The 15,046-nt window shown below is 74.4% G+C and carries 12 protein-coding genes and 3 pseudogenes; 11 read left to right on the forward strand and 4 right to left on the reverse strand.

What is annotated here, in order from left to right; genetic code table 11:
- Window positions 1–266: pseudogene (locus tag ABD981_RS02050) on the reverse strand (MarR family transcriptional regulator); the annotation flags it as partial.
- 220 nt (window positions 267–486) lie between these two features.
- Between ABD981_RS02050 and ABD981_RS02055 the strand changes: the two are divergent.
- The 6 genes and pseudogenes from ABD981_RS02055 to pcaDC all read left to right on the forward strand — a co-directional run.
- Window positions 487–1,107, forward strand: a pseudogene (locus tag ABD981_RS02055) (CoA transferase subunit A); the annotation flags it as partial.
- A gap of 162 nt (window positions 1,108–1,269) precedes the next feature.
- A complete protein-coding gene (locus ABD981_RS02060; protein WP_046905773.1) occupies window positions 1,270–1,947 on the forward strand; it encodes a CoA transferase subunit B in 678 nt (225 codons plus the stop codon).
- A 327-nt stretch (window positions 1,948–2,274) separates the two neighbouring features.
- Window positions 2,275–3,051 carry a protocatechuate 3,4-dioxygenase subunit beta gene (pcaH, locus tag ABD981_RS02065; protein ID WP_046905772.1) on the forward strand — a complete coding sequence of 259 codons (777 nt, stop codon included), beginning with the start codon at window positions 2,275–2,277 and terminating at the stop codon, window positions 3,049–3,051.
- 4 nt (window positions 3,052–3,055) lie between these two features.
- A complete protein-coding gene (gene pcaG, locus ABD981_RS02070) occupies window positions 3,056–3,631 on the forward strand; it encodes a protocatechuate 3,4-dioxygenase subunit alpha (protein WP_046905771.1) in 576 nt (191 codons plus the stop codon).
- Between the two features lie 131 nt (window positions 3,632–3,762).
- Window positions 3,763–5,166, forward strand: a complete 1,404-nt coding sequence (gene pcaB / locus ABD981_RS02075) for a 3-carboxy-cis,cis-muconate cycloisomerase (RefSeq protein ID WP_046905920.1) — start codon at window positions 3,763–3,765, stop codon at window positions 5,164–5,166.
- Window positions 5,163–6,278, forward strand: a pseudogene (pcaDC, locus tag ABD981_RS02080) (bifunctional 3-oxoadipate enol-lactonase/4-carboxymuconolactone decarboxylase PcaDC); the annotation flags it as partial. The gene pcaB and the pseudogene pcaDC, both read left to right, overlap by 4 nt.
- Window positions 6,279–6,435: 157 nt before the next feature.
- Here the strand turns inward: pcaDC and ABD981_RS02085 are convergent.
- Window positions 6,436–8,088: an IclR family transcriptional regulator domain-containing protein gene (locus ABD981_RS02085; RefSeq protein WP_046905770.1), complete on the reverse strand. Its 1,653-nt coding sequence runs from the start codon at window positions 8,086–8,088 to the stop codon at window positions 6,436–6,438.
- A 201-nt stretch (window positions 8,089–8,289) separates the two neighbouring features.
- On the opposite strand from ABD981_RS02085, the gene ABD981_RS02090 reads away from it, so the two are divergent.
- Window positions 8,290–9,474, forward strand: a complete 1,185-nt coding sequence (locus ABD981_RS02090; RefSeq protein WP_046905769.1) for a 4-hydroxybenzoate 3-monooxygenase — start codon at window positions 8,290–8,292, stop codon at window positions 9,472–9,474.
- Window positions 9,475–9,531: 57 nt separating this feature from the next.
- Here ABD981_RS02090 and ABD981_RS02095 read toward each other — a convergent pair whose 3' ends face one another.
- Entirely contained in the window at window positions 9,532–9,951 is a 420-nt protein-coding gene (locus tag ABD981_RS02095) for a MarR family winged helix-turn-helix transcriptional regulator (RefSeq protein ID WP_046905918.1), read from the reverse strand.
- A gap of 263 nt (window positions 9,952–10,214) precedes the next feature.
- Between ABD981_RS02095 and ABD981_RS02100 the strand changes: the two genes are divergently transcribed.
- Both ABD981_RS02100 and ABD981_RS02105 read left to right on the forward strand, forming a co-directional pair.
- Window positions 10,215–11,669: an MFS transporter gene (locus ABD981_RS02100; RefSeq protein ID WP_046905768.1), complete on the forward strand. Its 1,455-nt coding sequence runs from the start codon at window positions 10,215–10,217 to the stop codon at window positions 11,667–11,669.
- Between the two features lie 34 nt (window positions 11,670–11,703).
- Entirely contained in the window at window positions 11,704–12,555 is an 852-nt protein-coding gene (locus tag ABD981_RS02105; protein WP_123954127.1) for an SDR family NAD(P)-dependent oxidoreductase, read from the forward strand.
- A 41-nt stretch (window positions 12,556–12,596) separates the two neighbouring features.
- On the opposite strand, the gene ABD981_RS02110 is transcribed toward ABD981_RS02105, so the two are convergent.
- Window positions 12,597–13,439 (reverse strand): LysR substrate-binding domain-containing protein, encoded by an 843-nt coding sequence (locus ABD981_RS02110; RefSeq protein WP_123954126.1) that lies wholly within the window; start codon window positions 13,437–13,439, stop codon window positions 12,597–12,599.
- A 58-nt stretch (window positions 13,440–13,497) separates the two neighbouring features.
- Here ABD981_RS02110 and ABD981_RS02115 point away from each other — a divergent pair, with 58 nt between their 5' ends.
- Window positions 13,498–13,905 carry a DUF5997 family protein gene (locus ABD981_RS02115; RefSeq protein ID WP_046905766.1) on the forward strand — a complete coding sequence of 136 codons (408 nt, stop codon included), beginning with the start codon at window positions 13,498–13,500 and terminating at the stop codon, window positions 13,903–13,905.
- An 89-nt stretch (window positions 13,906–13,994) separates the two neighbouring features.
- Complete coding sequence (locus ABD981_RS02120) at window positions 13,995–15,002, forward strand: hypothetical protein (protein WP_046905765.1); 1,008 nt, start codon at window positions 13,995–13,997, stop codon at window positions 15,000–15,002.
- Window positions 15,003–15,046: the final 44 nt, after the last annotated feature.

Consider the following 15,046-nt stretch of genomic DNA (forward strand, 5'->3'; position numbering starts at 1 on the left):
GCGGCCGTCGTCAGGATCGCGCACCTTGTCGAGGAGACCGACGGCGGGTCAGCCGGCTGGACGACCTCGGCGATGGTGGAGCGGTCCAGGCCCACCCGTTCGCCCACGGTGCGCTGGTCCAGGCCCGCTCGGCCAGCAGGGCGTTGAGGACGCCGGAACTGGGGGAGTGATCCTCCTCCGAGACCATGGTCGTCACAGCAGTGATGCGCGCTGCTGGAGTCGCCGGGCGAGATGCCGGGGTGCGTGGTCATGTCCACCGCGGCCATGGTGCGCCTCCTGTGCCGTTTTCGTCGTCGGGTGCACGGAACGATACCCCGCGCTGCCGTGCTCCGGCGTTCGGACCCGTTGACGAAGGGTGTTCGGGTGCCAGCATGGCCCGGTCGGGGCAGTTAGTCAGTGCACTGACTAAATTCTGCGACGGTCGACGACATCGACCGCCCGATCTTCCGTATTGCTTCCGCTCGGATCGAAACGAAGGGCCTCCCCATGGACAAGGTGGTCGCCACCGCCGCCGAAGCGGTGGCCGACGTCCCCGACGGGGCGTCGCTCGCCGTGGCGGCTTCGGCCTCAGTGGCGTACCGAACGTCCCTCATCCAGGCGCTGCACGAACGCGGCGTCAGCGGCCTGGGCGTCGTCTCCAACAACTGCGGGGCCATGGACTCCGGCCTCGCCGTCCTGCTCGTCGCGGGCCGCATCGCCCGCGTCACCGGCTCGTACATCGGCGCCAACAAGGAGTTCGCCCGCCAGTACCTCGGCGGCGAACTGGAGGTCGAGCTGATCCCGCAGGGCACCCTCGCCGAACGCCTCCGGGCCGGCGGCTGCGGCATCCCCGCCTTCTACACCCCCGCTGGCGTCGGCACCCAGGTCGCCGACGGCGGACTGCCCTGGCGCTACGACGGCGAGGGCGGGGTCGCGCTCGCCTCCCCGGCGAAGGAGGTGCGGGAGTTCGACGGCGTCCCGCACGTCCTGGAGCGCGCCATCCGCACCGACTTCGCACTCGTCCGCGCCGCCAAGGGCGACCGGCACGGCAACCTCGTCTTCCACGCCTCCGCCCGCAACTTCAACCCGCTCGCCGCGATGGCCGGCCGGATCACGGTCGCCGAGGTCGAGGAACTGGTCGAACCCGGCGCCATCGACCCCGACCGGGTCCACCTCCCCGGATCTTCGTCCAACGGGTCGTCGCCCTCACCCCCGCCCAGGCCGCCGCCAAGGGCATCGAGCGGCGCACGGTCTCCGCGCCCGCGGTACGAGAGACGGAGTAGGCCCGGCATGACCTGGAACCGCGAGCAGATGGCCGCCCGAGCCGCCCGCGAACTGCGCGACGGACAGTACGTCAACCTCGGCATCGGCCTGCCGACGCTCATCCCCAACCACCTCCCCGCAGGCGTCGAGGTCGTCCTCGAATCCGAGAACGGCATCCTCGGCACCGGTCCCTACCCCACCGACGACCACGTCGACCCCGACCTCATCAACGCGGGCAAGGAGACCGTGACCGTCCTCCCCGGCGCCTCCTTCTTCGACTCCGCCCTCTCCTTCGGCATGATCCGCGGCGGTCACATCGACGTCGCCGTCCTCGGCGCCATGCAGGTCTCCGCCCGCGGCGACCTCGCCAACTGGGCCGTCCCCGGCCGCATGGTCACCGGCATCGGGGGCGCGATGGACCTGGTCCACGGCGCCCGCACGGTCATCGTCGTGATGACCCACACCGCCAAGGACGGCACCCCGAAGGTCGTCGAGGAGTGCGATCTGCCCCTCACCGGGCGCGCCTGCGTCGACCGCATCGTCACCGACCTCTGCGTCCTCGACGTCACCGGCGACGGGCTCGTCCTCGTCGAGACCGCCCCGGGCGTGACGGCGCAGGAGGTCGCGGAGAAGACGGCGGCACCGGTGCGGATCCCGTCGGCCCCGACGCGGGGAGACCTGACCGCCCCGACGCCGGGAGACTGACCTCCCCGACGCCGGGACCCGACCGCCTGGACGCCCGGAACCCGACCGCCCCGAGGCCCGGAGACTGACCGCCGGGCCCCACCTGGCCCCACCCGGACCCACCCGGCCCCACCCGGGCCCGGCCCAAGCGCCCCGGCCTCCCGGGCCGCCCGGGTTCCCCCGGCCCCCCCGGGCCGCCCCGGCTTCCCCCGGCCTCCCGGATTTCCTCGGCCTCCCGGATCTCCCGGGCTTTCCTGGCCGACAGGTCCCGGCGGACTTCCCGAACCCCCTGGACCGACCGGTCCCGCCACGTACCACCCCGCCCCCGATCCACCCCCAGGAGCCTCCATGGCCGACCTCACCCAGGCGCACATAGACGCCGAGATCGACGCCCACCAGGACGCCTACGACAAGGCCCTCGCCGCCGGCGGCGCGCCCCGTCACCACCCGCCGCGCGACTACGCCCCCTACCGCAGCTCGCTCCTGCGCCACCCCCGGCAGCCGCTCGTCGCGGTGGACGGCGCGGGGGACCCCGACGCCGTCGAGCTCACCGGGCCCGTCTTCGGGGTCACCGACGTCACCGAGACCGACAGCGACCTGACCCGGGCGCACACCGGCGAGCCCCTGGGGGAGCGGATCACCGTGTCCGGCCGCCTCCTGGACCGGGAGGGCCGTCCGGTCCGGGGCCAGCTCATCGAGATCTGGCAGGCCAACGCCTCGGGCCGGTACGCCCACCTCCGCGACCAGCACCCGGCGCCGCTCGACCCGCACTTCAGCGGGGTGGGCAGAACCCTGACGGATGATCAGGGACGGTACGCCTTCGCCACCATCAAGCCCGGCGCCTACCCCTGGCGCAACCACACCAACGCCTGGCGCCCCGCCCACATCCACTTCTCGGTCTTCGGCACGGCGTTCGCGCAGCGGCTCGTCACCCAGATGTACTTCCCCGGGGACCCGCTCCTCGCCCACGACCCGATCATGCGCTCGGTCACCGACGGCGCCGCACGCGAACGGCTCGTCGCCCGTTACGAACACGGCCTGTCCGCACCGGAGTTCTCCCTCGGCTACGCCTGGGACATCGTCCTCGACGGGCCCGCCGCCACCTGGACCGAGGAAGGACGCTGACCTCATGACCCTGCCGCCCACCCCCTCCAGCACCGTCGGACCCTTCTACGGCTACGCCCTGCCCTTCCCCGGCGGCGAACGGATCGCGCCCGAGGGGCACCCCGAGCGCATCACCCTCCACGGATACGTCCGCGACGGCGCGGGCGACCCCGTACCCGACGCGCTCCTGGAGTTCTGGCAGGCCGCCCCCGACGGCTCCCTGTCCGGGGCGCCCGGATCGCTGCGCCGGGACCCGGTCACCGGAGGGTTCCTCGGCCGCAACGGCACGGACTTCACCGGGTTCGGACGCGTCGCCACCGACGCCGACGGCCACTACACCGTGCACACCCTGGCGCCCGGCAGCTCCGGCGCCGCCCGCAGTCTCGGTCAGCCCCACATCGCCCTCGTCGTGTTCGCCCGCGGGCTCCTGCACCACCTCCACACCCGCGCGTACCTCGCCGACGGGCCCGACCCCCTGCTCGACCGGCTCCCGGCCGAGCGGCGCGCCACGCTGATCGCCGCAGAGGAGCCCCACCGCACCCACCGCTTCGACATCCACCTCCAGGGCGAGGGCGAGACGGTCTTCCTGGAGTTCCCGTGACCGACCCGACCGACCCGACCGGCCCGATTGGCGTGACCGGCCCGACCGGCCCGACCGACCCGACCGGCCCGATTGGCGTGACCGGCCCGACCGGCCCGACCGGCCCGACCGACCCGACCGGCCCGATTGGCGTGACCGACCCGACCGGCCCGACCGCCGAGCCGGACCTCGACGCCGGGCTCCTCGACCCCGTGCGGGCGGGCTCGCCCGCCGAGGCCGCCACCGGTGACGCCGCGTTCCTGCGGGCCCTCCTCGACGCCGAGGCGGCCCTCACCCGCGCCCAGGCCGCCGTCGGGGCGGCGCCCGCCGAGGCCGCCCGCGCGGTCACGGAGGCGGCGGCCGACACCTACCGCTTCGACGTCCGGTCGATCGCCCTGCGCGCCCGCGGCGGAGGCAATCCCGTGATCCCCCTCGTCGCGGACCTCACCGCGACGGCGGGGGAGTGGGGTGCGTACGTGCACCGGGGCGCGACCAGCCAGGACATCCTGGACACGGCCGCCATGCTGGTGGCCGCCCGCACCCTCGGGGCCGTCCTCGCCGACCTCGCCCGCACGGAATCGGCGCTGGCCGGCCTCGCCGCCGCGCACCGCGACACCGCGATGCCCGGCCGTACCCTCACGCAGCACGCCGTCCCCACCACCTTCGGTCTGAAGGCGGCCGGCTGGCGTTCGCTCGTCCTCGACGCACGGGACCGGTTGCTCGCCGTACGGGACGGGCTGCCCGCCCAACTCGGCGGCGCGGCCGGGACCTTGGCGGCCTTCGCCGATGCCTGTGCCGCCATTGACGCCATTGACGCCGACGCCGACAGCGGGGCCGAGGGCGCGGCCGCGCTGCCCGCCGCGTACGCCCGCGAGCTCGGGCTCGCCGTACCCCTCATCCCCTGGCACACCCTGCGCACCCCGGTCGCCGACCTCGCGGGCGCGCTCGCGCTCACCGCCGGTGCTCTGGGCAAGATCGCCACCGACGTGCTGACGCTCTCCCGCACCGAGATCGCCGAACTCGCCGAAGGGACGGGCGGCGGATCCTCCGCCATGCCGCACAAGGCGAATCCCGTCCGCGCGATCCTCGTCGCCTCGGCCGCCCGCCGCTCCCCGCACCTCGCGGCGAGCCTCTACGCCTGTCTGCCGGCCGAGGACGAGCGGCCCGCGGGCGCCTGGCACGCCGAATGGGAGCCGTTGCGCGAACTGCTGCGGCTCACCGGAGGTGCCGCCCACCACACCGCCGCGCTCGCCGAAGGGCTGCGCGTCGACGCGGCGGCGATGCGCGCCCACCTGGACGTCACCGGCGGACTCCTCGTCTCCGAACGCCTCTCGGTCGTCCTCGCCCCGCTCCTCGGACGGGCCCGGGCCCGCGCGCTGCTGACCGAACTCGCCGCCCGCACCCGCGCCGAGGGGCGCGGCCTGGCCGAACTGCTCGCCGAGGCCGCCGCCGGCGTACCGGAACTGGCCGGCGTCGACCTGGCCGAGCTGACCGATCCCACCCGTGCCACCGGCCTGGCCGGACACCTCACCGACCGTGCCCTGGAGCGACGTTGACCCCCACCGCGAGCCTGTACCACCGTGCCGAAGGCCCGGCCTCCGGGCCCGTCCTGATCCTCGGGCCCTCGCTCGGGACCTCCACCGCCCTGTGGGACGCCGTCGCCCCGGAGCTGTCCCTCACCCACCGGGTCGTCCGCTGGGACCTGCCCGGCCACGGCCGTTCGCCCGCCGGGCTGATCGGACCGGGGGCGACCGTCGCCGATCTGGCCCGGCTCGTCCTCGACCTGGCCGACGCGCTGGGCGCCGACCGCTTCTCGTACGCCGGGGTCTCCCTCGGCGGCGCGGTCGGCCTCCACCTGGCCGCCCACCATCCGGAGCGGATCGAACGGCTCGCGGTCCTCTGCTCCTCCGCCCACTTCGGCGGCTCCGCCCCCTGGACCGAGCGGGCGGCCACGGTGCGCCGCGAGGGCCTGGCGGGGCTGGCTGCGACGGCCGACGCCCGCTGGTTCACGCCCGGTTTCACGGTGCCGCGCCTGGTCGAGGACCACCGGGCCGCCGACCCCGACGCCTACGCGGCCTGCTGCGACGCCCTGGCCGCCTTCGACCTGCGCGAACGCCTGCCCGACATCGCCGCGTCGACCCTGCTGATCGCCGGCCGCGAGGACCCGGCGACGCCCCCGGCCCACCTGCGCGAGATCGCCGACGCCGTCCCCGGCGCGGCCCTCACCGAACTGCCCGGCGCCTCCCACCTCGCTCCGGCCGAACGGCCCGAACCGGTGCTGGCAGCGCTGCGTGCCCACTTCGCCGGTACTTCCGCTCGGAGCGGAATGAAAGTGCGCCGCGACGTGCTCGGCGACGCGCACGTGGACCGCGCCCAGGCCCGGCAGACTCCGTTCACGGCCCGTTTCCAGGACTTCATCTCCCGCTACGCCTGGGGCGAGATCTGGACCGACCCCACCCTCTCCCGCCGCGAGCGCAGCCTGATCACCCTCACCGCCCTCGTCGCCCACGGCCACCACGACGAACTCGCCCTGCACGTACGGGCCGCCCGCCGCAACGGCCTCACCCCCGACGAGATCGCCGCCGCCCTCCTCCAGGCCGGTGTCTACTGCGGCGTCCCGGCGGCGAACGCGGCCTTCGCCGTCGCCCAGCGCGTCCTGGAGGAGGAACCCGGTGCCGCCGGCGGCACGCCGAACGGCACGCCTCCCGGCACCCCTTCCCGAACCTCTCACGTCTCGCCGCCCGGCACCCCTTCCCGAACCTCTCACGTTTCGCCGCCCGGCACCCCTTCCCGGACCCCTCACGACGCGTCGCCCGGCGCGCCGCTCAGTACGCCGGAACCCGGGCGAACCGCTCCGTGACGTGGAGGTCCGCCTCGATGCCGCGGATCGCCGCGGCGAGTTCCGGGAGGACGTCGGCCACGCACTCCTCGCGGGACCTGCGGGCGCTGTGCAGGGCGACGTTGACCGCCGCGACGACCGAGCCCGCCCGGTCGCGCACCGGCATGGCGATCGAGCGCAGGCCGACCTCCAGCTCCTCGTCGACCAGCGCGTACCCCTGCCGTCCCACCTCCTCCAGGAGCGCGCCGAGCTCCGCGCGGCCGGTCACCGTGTACGGAGTGAGCGGGGCCGGCTGGGTCCGTGCGAGCCGTTCCGCGCGTTCTTCCGGGGCGAGCCCGGCGAGCAGGACCCGGCCCATGGAGGTGGCGTACGCGGGGAAGCGGGTGCCGATGGTGATGTGGACGTTCATGATCCGACTGGTCTCGACCCGGCCCGTGTACTGCACCTCGTCGCCCGCGAGCACGGCCAGCGAGGTGGACTCGCGCACCCGCGAGGCGAGGTCGGCGAGATGCGGCTGGGCGACGCGGGTGAGCGTGGTCCGCGACAGCGGCGGGAAGCCCAGCGACAGCACCCGCGGGGTGAGCCGGAACGTCCGCCCGTCCTGCGCCACGCAGCCCAGGTGCTCCAGTGTGATGAGGGCCCGCCTCGCGGTGGCCCGGGCGAGCCCGGTCGCCTCGGCGACCGCCGTCAGGGGCAGCGCCTGCCGGCCCTCGCCGAACGCGGTCAGCACGGTCAGCCCGCGCGCCAGTGACTCGACGAACTCCCGGCCCAGCTCCTGCTTGGAGGCCCCGGTCCAGGAGGCGAGCCCGGTCGCCGCGGCCGGAGCCGCCGTCGGTGCGTCCCGGAGGACCCGCTCCATCTCCGCGGCCGCGTCCCGCAGGTGCGGCAGCAGGGCCTCGGGCAGGGAGGCGGCGTCGTGGCGGCTGGTGTGGCTGACGGTGCTCAGCACGCAGACGATCCGCCCCGCGTGGTCGCGCACCGGCACCGAGAGCGCCACGAGTCCGGGTTCGATCAGCTGGTCGTCCAGCGCCCAGCCGCGTTCCCGCGCCTCGGCGACCCGTACGTCGAAGGCGTCGGGCAGGCCGGCCGGCCGGGGCGCGGCGGGAAACCCGAGCGCGTCCGGATCGACGGTCCGCCGCTCCCGCCACCCCTCCCAGGCGCTTTCGTTCCACTCGGAGGCGAACAAAGCACCCGGCGCGGTGCGCTCGGCCGGCAGCAGATCGCCGATGCGGAAGCTCACGGACATCGCCCGTCGCCGGGTCGCCTGATGGATGAACCGGATGCCGTCCCCGTCGGCCACTGCGAGCGACACCGACTCGTCCAGCGCGTCGGCGAGCGCGTCGGCCCGGCCGCCGAGCAGGTCCGGCAGGCGTACGGAGGCCAGGTAGGCGTTGCCGAGTTCGAGCAGGCGCGGGGCGAGGACGACGTCCCGGCCCTCGGCCCGTACGTATCCCATGCGGGAGAGCGTCGCGGTGATCCGGTCGACCGTGGACCGGGCGAGCCCGGCGGCGCGCTCCAGCTCGCCCACCGGCATCCGCCCGCCGGCGTCGGTGAGCCGGCGCAGCACGTCGACCCCGCGCAGGAGCGGGGTGACGGCCTCGGGCGGCGGGGCTGCTGTCGGGTCGTGCGTCGGTGGCATGCGGTCTCCGTCGTGGATCTTCGGTCCACCGTAGTGAACACGGCAACGGCGGGGTGCGGCGGGCCGTTGACACCGACACCCGGCCGCACCCACACTCCCAGCAGCATAGTGAAGAGATCTTCACTATGCGAACAACGTGAACAGCTTCGCTCTCGAACGCGAGAACGCACGCGAGAACCAGCGCGACGACGAGGAGAACCCATGCACACCACCGTCGGCATCATCGGCGGAGGCCCTTCCGGCCTGCTCCTGGCCCGGCTGCTGCACCGGGCGGGCATCGACAGCGTCGTCCTGGAGAGCCGTGACCGCGGCTACGTCGAGCGCCGCCAGCGGGCCGGCATCCTCGAACAGGCCACCGTCGACGCCCTGCGCGCGGCGGGCGCGGGCAGCCGCCTCGACGCCGAGGGCATTCCCCACGACGGCATAGAGCTGCGCTACGAAGGCCGCGCGGCCCGCATCGACTTCCCCGGGCTCACCGGCGGCCGACGGGTCTGGGTCTACGCGCAGACCGAGGTCGTCAAGGACCTCGTCGCCCTCCAGCTCGCCGAGGGCGGCCCGCTCCTGTTCGGGGCCGAGGTCACCGCCGTCGAGGGCGCCGACACCGACCGTCCCCTCGTCCGCTACACCCACGAGGGCCGCGAGCAGACCCTCACCTGCGACTACGTCGTCGGCTGCGACGGCTTCCACGGCGTCACCCGCAACGCGGTCCCCGAAGGCGAGCGGCGCACCTACGAGCGCACGTACCCCTACTCGTGGCTGGGGATCCTGGCCGACGCCCCGCCCGTGTACGACGAGCTGATCTACGCGCACTCCGAACGCGGCTTCGCCCTCGCCAGCATGCGCTCGCCCTCCGTCAGCCGCCTCTACCTCCAGGTCCCCAACGGGACCGACCCGGCCGACTGGCCCGACGAGCGCGTCTGGGACGAACTCGACGCCCGCCTCTCCCTCCGCGCCGACCCCGCCTGGCGCCTGAAGCGCGGGACCGTCACACAGAAGTCGGTTCTCCCCATGCGCAGTTCGGTGACCGAGCCGATGCGCTACGGCCGGATCCTCCTCGCCGGCGACGCGGCCCACATCGTCCCGCCGACCGGCGCCAAGGGCCTCAACCTGGCGGCCGCCGACGTCATCGTCCTCGCCCGCGCCTTCGCCCACCTCAAGGAGACCGGCTCGACCGAACTCCTCGACACCTACTCCGACACGTGCCTCCGCCGCGTCTGGCGCGCCGAACACTTCTCGTACTTCATGACGACGACCCTCCACACCGACCCGGCGCAGTCCCCCCTCGACACCCGCCTCCAGCAGTCCCAGCTCGACCGCATCGCCACCTCACCGCACGCCGCCGCCGAACTCGCCGAGAACTACACGGGGCTGCCGCTCGCCCCGTAGGGCGCCCGGCCGTACCGTGCGTGGCGCGCCGGACCGCGCCGGGTGCGCCGTACCGCGTCAGGGGCGTGGCCAAGGGCGTCCGTCCAGGCGCTCGATGTCCTGGTTGAAGCGCTGGAGGGCGGCGGCGAAGGCGGCCACCTCCTCCGCGGTCCAGTGCTCCAGGACCCGTTCCAGGCCCTGGACGTTGAAGGTGCGGTCGGATGCGAGGCGGCGTTCGCCCTCCTCGGTGATGCGGAACTTGCGGGCGATGCCGCCGTCCGGGTCGGGGATGCGCTCGACGACGCCGGCGCGGAGCATCGCGGCGGTCTGCCGGTTGAGCGTGGAGGCGTCCAGGCCGAAGGCCTCGGTCAGCTGGCTGATCGACATCGGGCCGTCCATGCGGATCCGGCTGAGCAGGACGTACGCGCTGCGGTCGAGGTGCCATCCGGCGGCGCGCGAGCGGGGCGCGTAGAGGTGGGAGTGGCGCCCGAGGAGCATGGTCTCGAACTCGATCAGGTGCGTGGGCTTGTCCTTCGGGTCCCGAAGGTCCCTCGGTTCCTTCGGGTCGTGCCGGTCCTCGGGGGCCTTCGGAGCCATCTCGTTCATCCGGGTCCTGTCGGGGCGGGGCGGTCGTTCCAGGGGCGTATCACACAGCATATGCAGCCTGCATTGCTTGTGCATGATGCATATGGTGTGTACGTTGCACATTGCCTGTGGTCCGTCCGTCCGGCCGCACGGCGTACGCCGATCGAGGAGAAGCCATGTCCGCCCCCACCCCAGCCGCCCGCCCCGGAGGCGCCGGCGGCATCGTCGGCGTGCTCGCGCTGGCCGGCATCGTCGCCGCGCTGATGCAGACGCTCGTCGTCCCCCTCATCGGCGACCTGCCCGCACTGCTCGGCACCAGCGCCTCCGACGCCTCCTGGGTGATCACCGCGACCCTGCTCGCCGCCGCAGTCGCCACCCCCGTCGCCGGCCGCCTCGGCGACATGTACGGCAAGCGGCGCCTGCTCATCGCCTCCACCGTCCCGCTCGTCGCCGGCTCCGTCGTCTGCGCCCTGTCGAGCTCGGTGGCCCCGATGGTCGTCGGACGCGGGCTCCAGGGGCTCGGCATGGGCGTCGTACCGCTCGGCATCAGCCTCCTGCGGGACGTCCTGCCGCCCGAGAAGCTCGGCTCCTCGATCGCCCTGATGAGCGCCTCCATGGGCGTCGGAGGCGCCCTCGGCCTGCCGTTCTCCGCCGCCGTCGCCGAGCACGCCAGCTGGCGCGTGCTGTTCTGGGTCGCCGCCGCCCTCAGCCTGCTCGTCGGCGTCCTCGTGTGGCTGGTCGCCCCGACCGGCCGGATCGCCCCCGCCGCCGGCCGTTTCGACGTCCTCGGCGCCCTCGGCCTCGGCGGCGGACTCGTCGCCCTGCTCCTCGCCGTCTCCAAGGGCTCCGGCTGGGGCTGGGGCAGCGCCACCACGCTCGGCCTGTTCGGCGCCGCGGTCGTCGTCCTGCTCGCCTGGGGCCGGTGGGAGCTGCGCACCCGCGACCCGCTCGTCGACCTGCGCGTCACCGCCCGGCCGCAGGTCCTGATGACCAACGCCGCCTCGGTCCTGGTCGGCTTCTCCATGTACGCGCAGTCGCTCGTCATCCCGCAGCTCCTGCAGTTGCCCGAGGCGACCGGTTACGGACTCGGGCAGTCGATGATGGCCATGGGTCTGTGGATGGCCCCGGCGGGCCTGATGATGATGGCCCTCGCCCCCCTCGGCGCCAAGCTCTCCGCCGCCCGCGGCCCCAAGGTCACCCTCGCCGTCGGCAGCCTCGTCATCGCCGTCGGCTACCTCTCCTCGCTGCTCCTCATGGGCACCACCTGGGGCCTGCTCACCGTCACCCTCGTCTGCAACACGGGTGTCGGTCTCGCGTACGGCGCGATGCCCGCCCTCATCATGGGAGCCGTCCCGCAGGCCGAGACGGCGTCCGCCAACAGCTTCAACACCCTCATGCGCTCCATCGGCAGCTCGGTGTCGGCCGCCGTCATCGGCGTCGTCCTCGCCCAGCTCACCACCGACTTCGGCAGCCACGCGCTGCCCTCCGAGAACGGCTTCCGGCTGGCGCTGCTGATCGGCGGAGGCGTGGCCCTCGTCGCCGCGGCCGTGGCCGCCCTCATCCCCGTACGCCCGCTCGCCGCCCCCGTCGCCGAGCCGCGGCCCGCCCCGGCGGCCGGCACCGCGGCCTGAGCGGCCCGGCACCCACGAACGGAAAGAACACCCCATGACCCACGCCCAGGACCCCCACGCCGCGGACCCCCACGCCCAGGACCTCCGCGCCACCCGCCCCCAGAACGGCCTCGTCCAGGACTTCGCCGGGCGCACCGCCGTCGTCACCGGAGCCGGCTCCGGCATCGGCCGCGCCACCGCCCTCGCCTTCGCCGAACGCGGCGCCCGGGTCGTCGTCGCCGACCTGAACGCCGAGTCCGCCGCCGAGGTCACCGCCCTGATCCAGAAGGCCGGAGGCGCCGCCGTCGCGGTCATCGGCGACCTCAGCGAGCAGGCGGTCGTCGACCGGGTGGTCGCCGCGGCCCTCACGCACCCCGGCTCCGAGGGGCAGGGTGGCATCGACGTCCTCGTCAACAACGCCGGGATCATGGACAGCATGTCCGCCGTCGCCGACGTGACGGACGCCGAGTGGGAGCGGCTGCTGCGGATCAACCTCACCGCGCCGTTCCTGCTGACCAGGGCCGTCCTGCCGCACATGCTCGCGGCGGGCCGCGGCGCCGTCGTCTTCACCGCGTCCGAGGCGGGGCTGCGCGGCTCCGCGGCGGGCGCCGCCTACACCGCCGCCAAGCACGGGATCGTCGGCCTGACCAAGTCGCTCGCCGTGACCTACCGCCACCGGGGCATCCGTGCCAACGCCGTCGCGCCCGGCGGAACGATCACCAACATCCGCTTCGACGTCGACCCGGAGGCCGCCGGACCGCAGGCGCTCGGCGCCTACATGGGCAACGTCGGGCAGCCCGCCGAGGCCGAGGCCCAGGCGGCGGCGATCGTCTTCCTCGCCTCCGACGCGGCGAGCAACATCAACGGCGCCGTGCTGCCCGTGGACGGCGGCTGGTCGGCCGTCTGACCGTCGACATCCGACTGCCGACGTCGGACGGAACGCCGGAGCTACGGCCGGCGGCGCGGCTTCCCCGAGCGTCCGCTCTTGGGGGCCGCGCCCCCGGCCGGCTTGCGCCGCCCGCCCGCGCCCTGAGGCTTCTGCCCCTGCTTCTGGCCGCCCTGCTTCTGCCCCTGCCGCTGGCCCTGCTTGGGCTTCGCCGCCCCGGCGGCCTTCTGCGTCTTCTGGGCCTTCTCGGCCTTCTGGGCCTTCTCGTCGGGGCGCCGGCCGCGTGAGCTGTTCACCGTCCGCCCGCGCACGATCCCGATGAAGTCCTCCACCAGATCGGTGGTGGCCTCCTCCGGCCACGACAGCGCGATCTGCGACTGCGGGGTCCCGTGCAGCGTCCGGTACGTGAGGTCCTTGCGGTGGTGCAGCCGGGCCAGCGACTGGGGCACCGCGAGCAGGCCGATGCCCGCCGCCACCAGCTCGATCGCGTCCGCCGTCGTCGCCGGCCGCTCGAAGGCGGGACGGCCCGGCGGCCGCTCCCACTCCAGCGTGTCGTCCAGCGGGTGCAGCACGATCTCGTCGGCGATGTCCTCGACGCCGACCTCGTCCGCCGCGGCCACCACGTGGTCCTTGGGGACCACCACGACCGTCGTCTCCGTGTACAGGGGGATCGCGCTCAGTTCCGTACGGTCGACCGGCAGCCGCAGGAAACCCGCGTCGGCCTTCCGCTCGCGCAGCAGCCCGGCCACCTCGGCGGCCTCGACCTGCAGCAGCTCAAGCCGGACGTCGGGCAGTCGCTCGTTCCAGATCCGCACCCATTTCGAGGGCGTCACCCCCGGCACGTACGCGAGCCGGAAGGCGGGGGCGGAAGGGGCGGGGGTGGGGGTTGCGTCCGAGCCTGTCACCTGCCCAGATTACCGGCCGTGGTCGGCGGCGGCGCACCCGCCCGATATTCTTGTCAGCATGACGCAGCACCAGACCGCCCAGACGATGAAGCCCGCCACCGCGGCGAAGAAGCTGGGTGTGTACCTCGACGCCACCCCCGCCGACTTCCGCGAGGGCGTCGTATCCCGCGCCGAGCTCAACGCGCTCCAGACCGACCCGCCGGAGTGGCTGCGCGAGCTGCGCCGCACCGGCCCGCACCCGCGCCCCGTCGTGGCGGCCAAGCTGGGCATCTCCATCTCCGGCCTCGCCCGCGGCGGTGTCACGGAGGCCCTGACCACGGAGCAGATCGACGCGCTCAAGGACGAGAACCCGGAGTGGCTGCAGAAGGAGCGCGCCACCCAGGCCGAGGTCCGCAAGGAGACCGTCCGCATCAAGGAGATGAACGCCGAGAAGGCCGCGAAGGCCGCCAAGGCGCAGGACGCCTGAGCCTCTCCGCATCCTCCGCATCCGTCGTTCGGCGCCGGTCGGGCGTATTTCGGGTGCGGCCGCGCCACCCCCGGTGATGCAATCGTCGGATGCGGGATGACGCGGGGACGACGGTCGACCGGGGGCAGTACGCCGACGCGGTGACCCCCTGGGACGACGCCGTCTGGCGGGCGTCCGCCCTCGGCTGGGCGGAGCGCGCGCTCGCCCGCCACGGGCTGCGGGAACGGGGCCCGCGCGAGGTCCGGATCCGGCCCTGGTCGGTCCTGGTCCGCTTCCGCGTCGGTACGGGGGAGCGCGACGCGGTCTGGTTCAAGGCCAACCCGCCCGGAAGCGCCTTCGAGGCGGCCTTGGGCGGGGCCCTCGCCGACTGGGTCCCCGAGCACGTGGTGACCCCGCTCGCCGTCGACGCCGGCCGCGGCTGGTCCCTCCTCCCCGACGGCGGCCCGCTCCTGCGCCAGGCGCTCGACGCGGGCGCGGCGGGCCCGGAGTCCTGGGAGGCGGCCCTCGGCCAGTACGCCATGATGCAGCGGGCCCTCACCCCGTACGCGGACCGCCTCACGGCCCTCGGCGTCCCCGGCGCGGGCCACGGCGACCTGCCGCACGTCTTCGACGCGCTCGTCGAGGACAATCCCCGGCTCGGGCCGGACACCCGCCGAGCGCTGAGGGACGGGCGCCCGCGCCTGACCGGCTGGTGCGCCGAACTCGCGGCCACGGGCATCCCCGACTCGCTGGACCACAGCGACCTCCACGACGCCCAGCTCTTCGCCCCCGCCCCCGGCCGCTACACCTTCTTCGACTGGGGCGACGCCGCCGTGGCCCACCCCTTCACCAGCCTCCTGGTCCCCGCCCGCGCCGCCCGCCGGCGCTACGGCCCCGAGGTGCTGCCCCGCCTCCGCGACGCGTACCTCGACCCCTGGACCACCCCCGCCACACCCCTCCGTGACCTCCGCCGCGCCGTCACCCTGGCCACCCGCCTGGCCACCCTCAGCCGAGCCGTCTCCTGGCAGCGCCTCTTCCCCGGGACCCCGCGCGGCGAGGGGGACGAGGCGAGCGCGTACTGGGTGGGCGAGCTGTTCGCCGAATCGACGGTCGTCTAGAGGCCCCGTACCCCTTCCCCGTCCGTACGCCGATCAGCGCTGGC

This window comes from Streptomyces showdoensis (assembly GCF_039535475.1).
GTDB classification, from domain to species: Bacteria; Actinomycetota; Actinomycetes; order Streptomycetales; family Streptomycetaceae; genus Streptomyces; species Streptomyces showdoensis.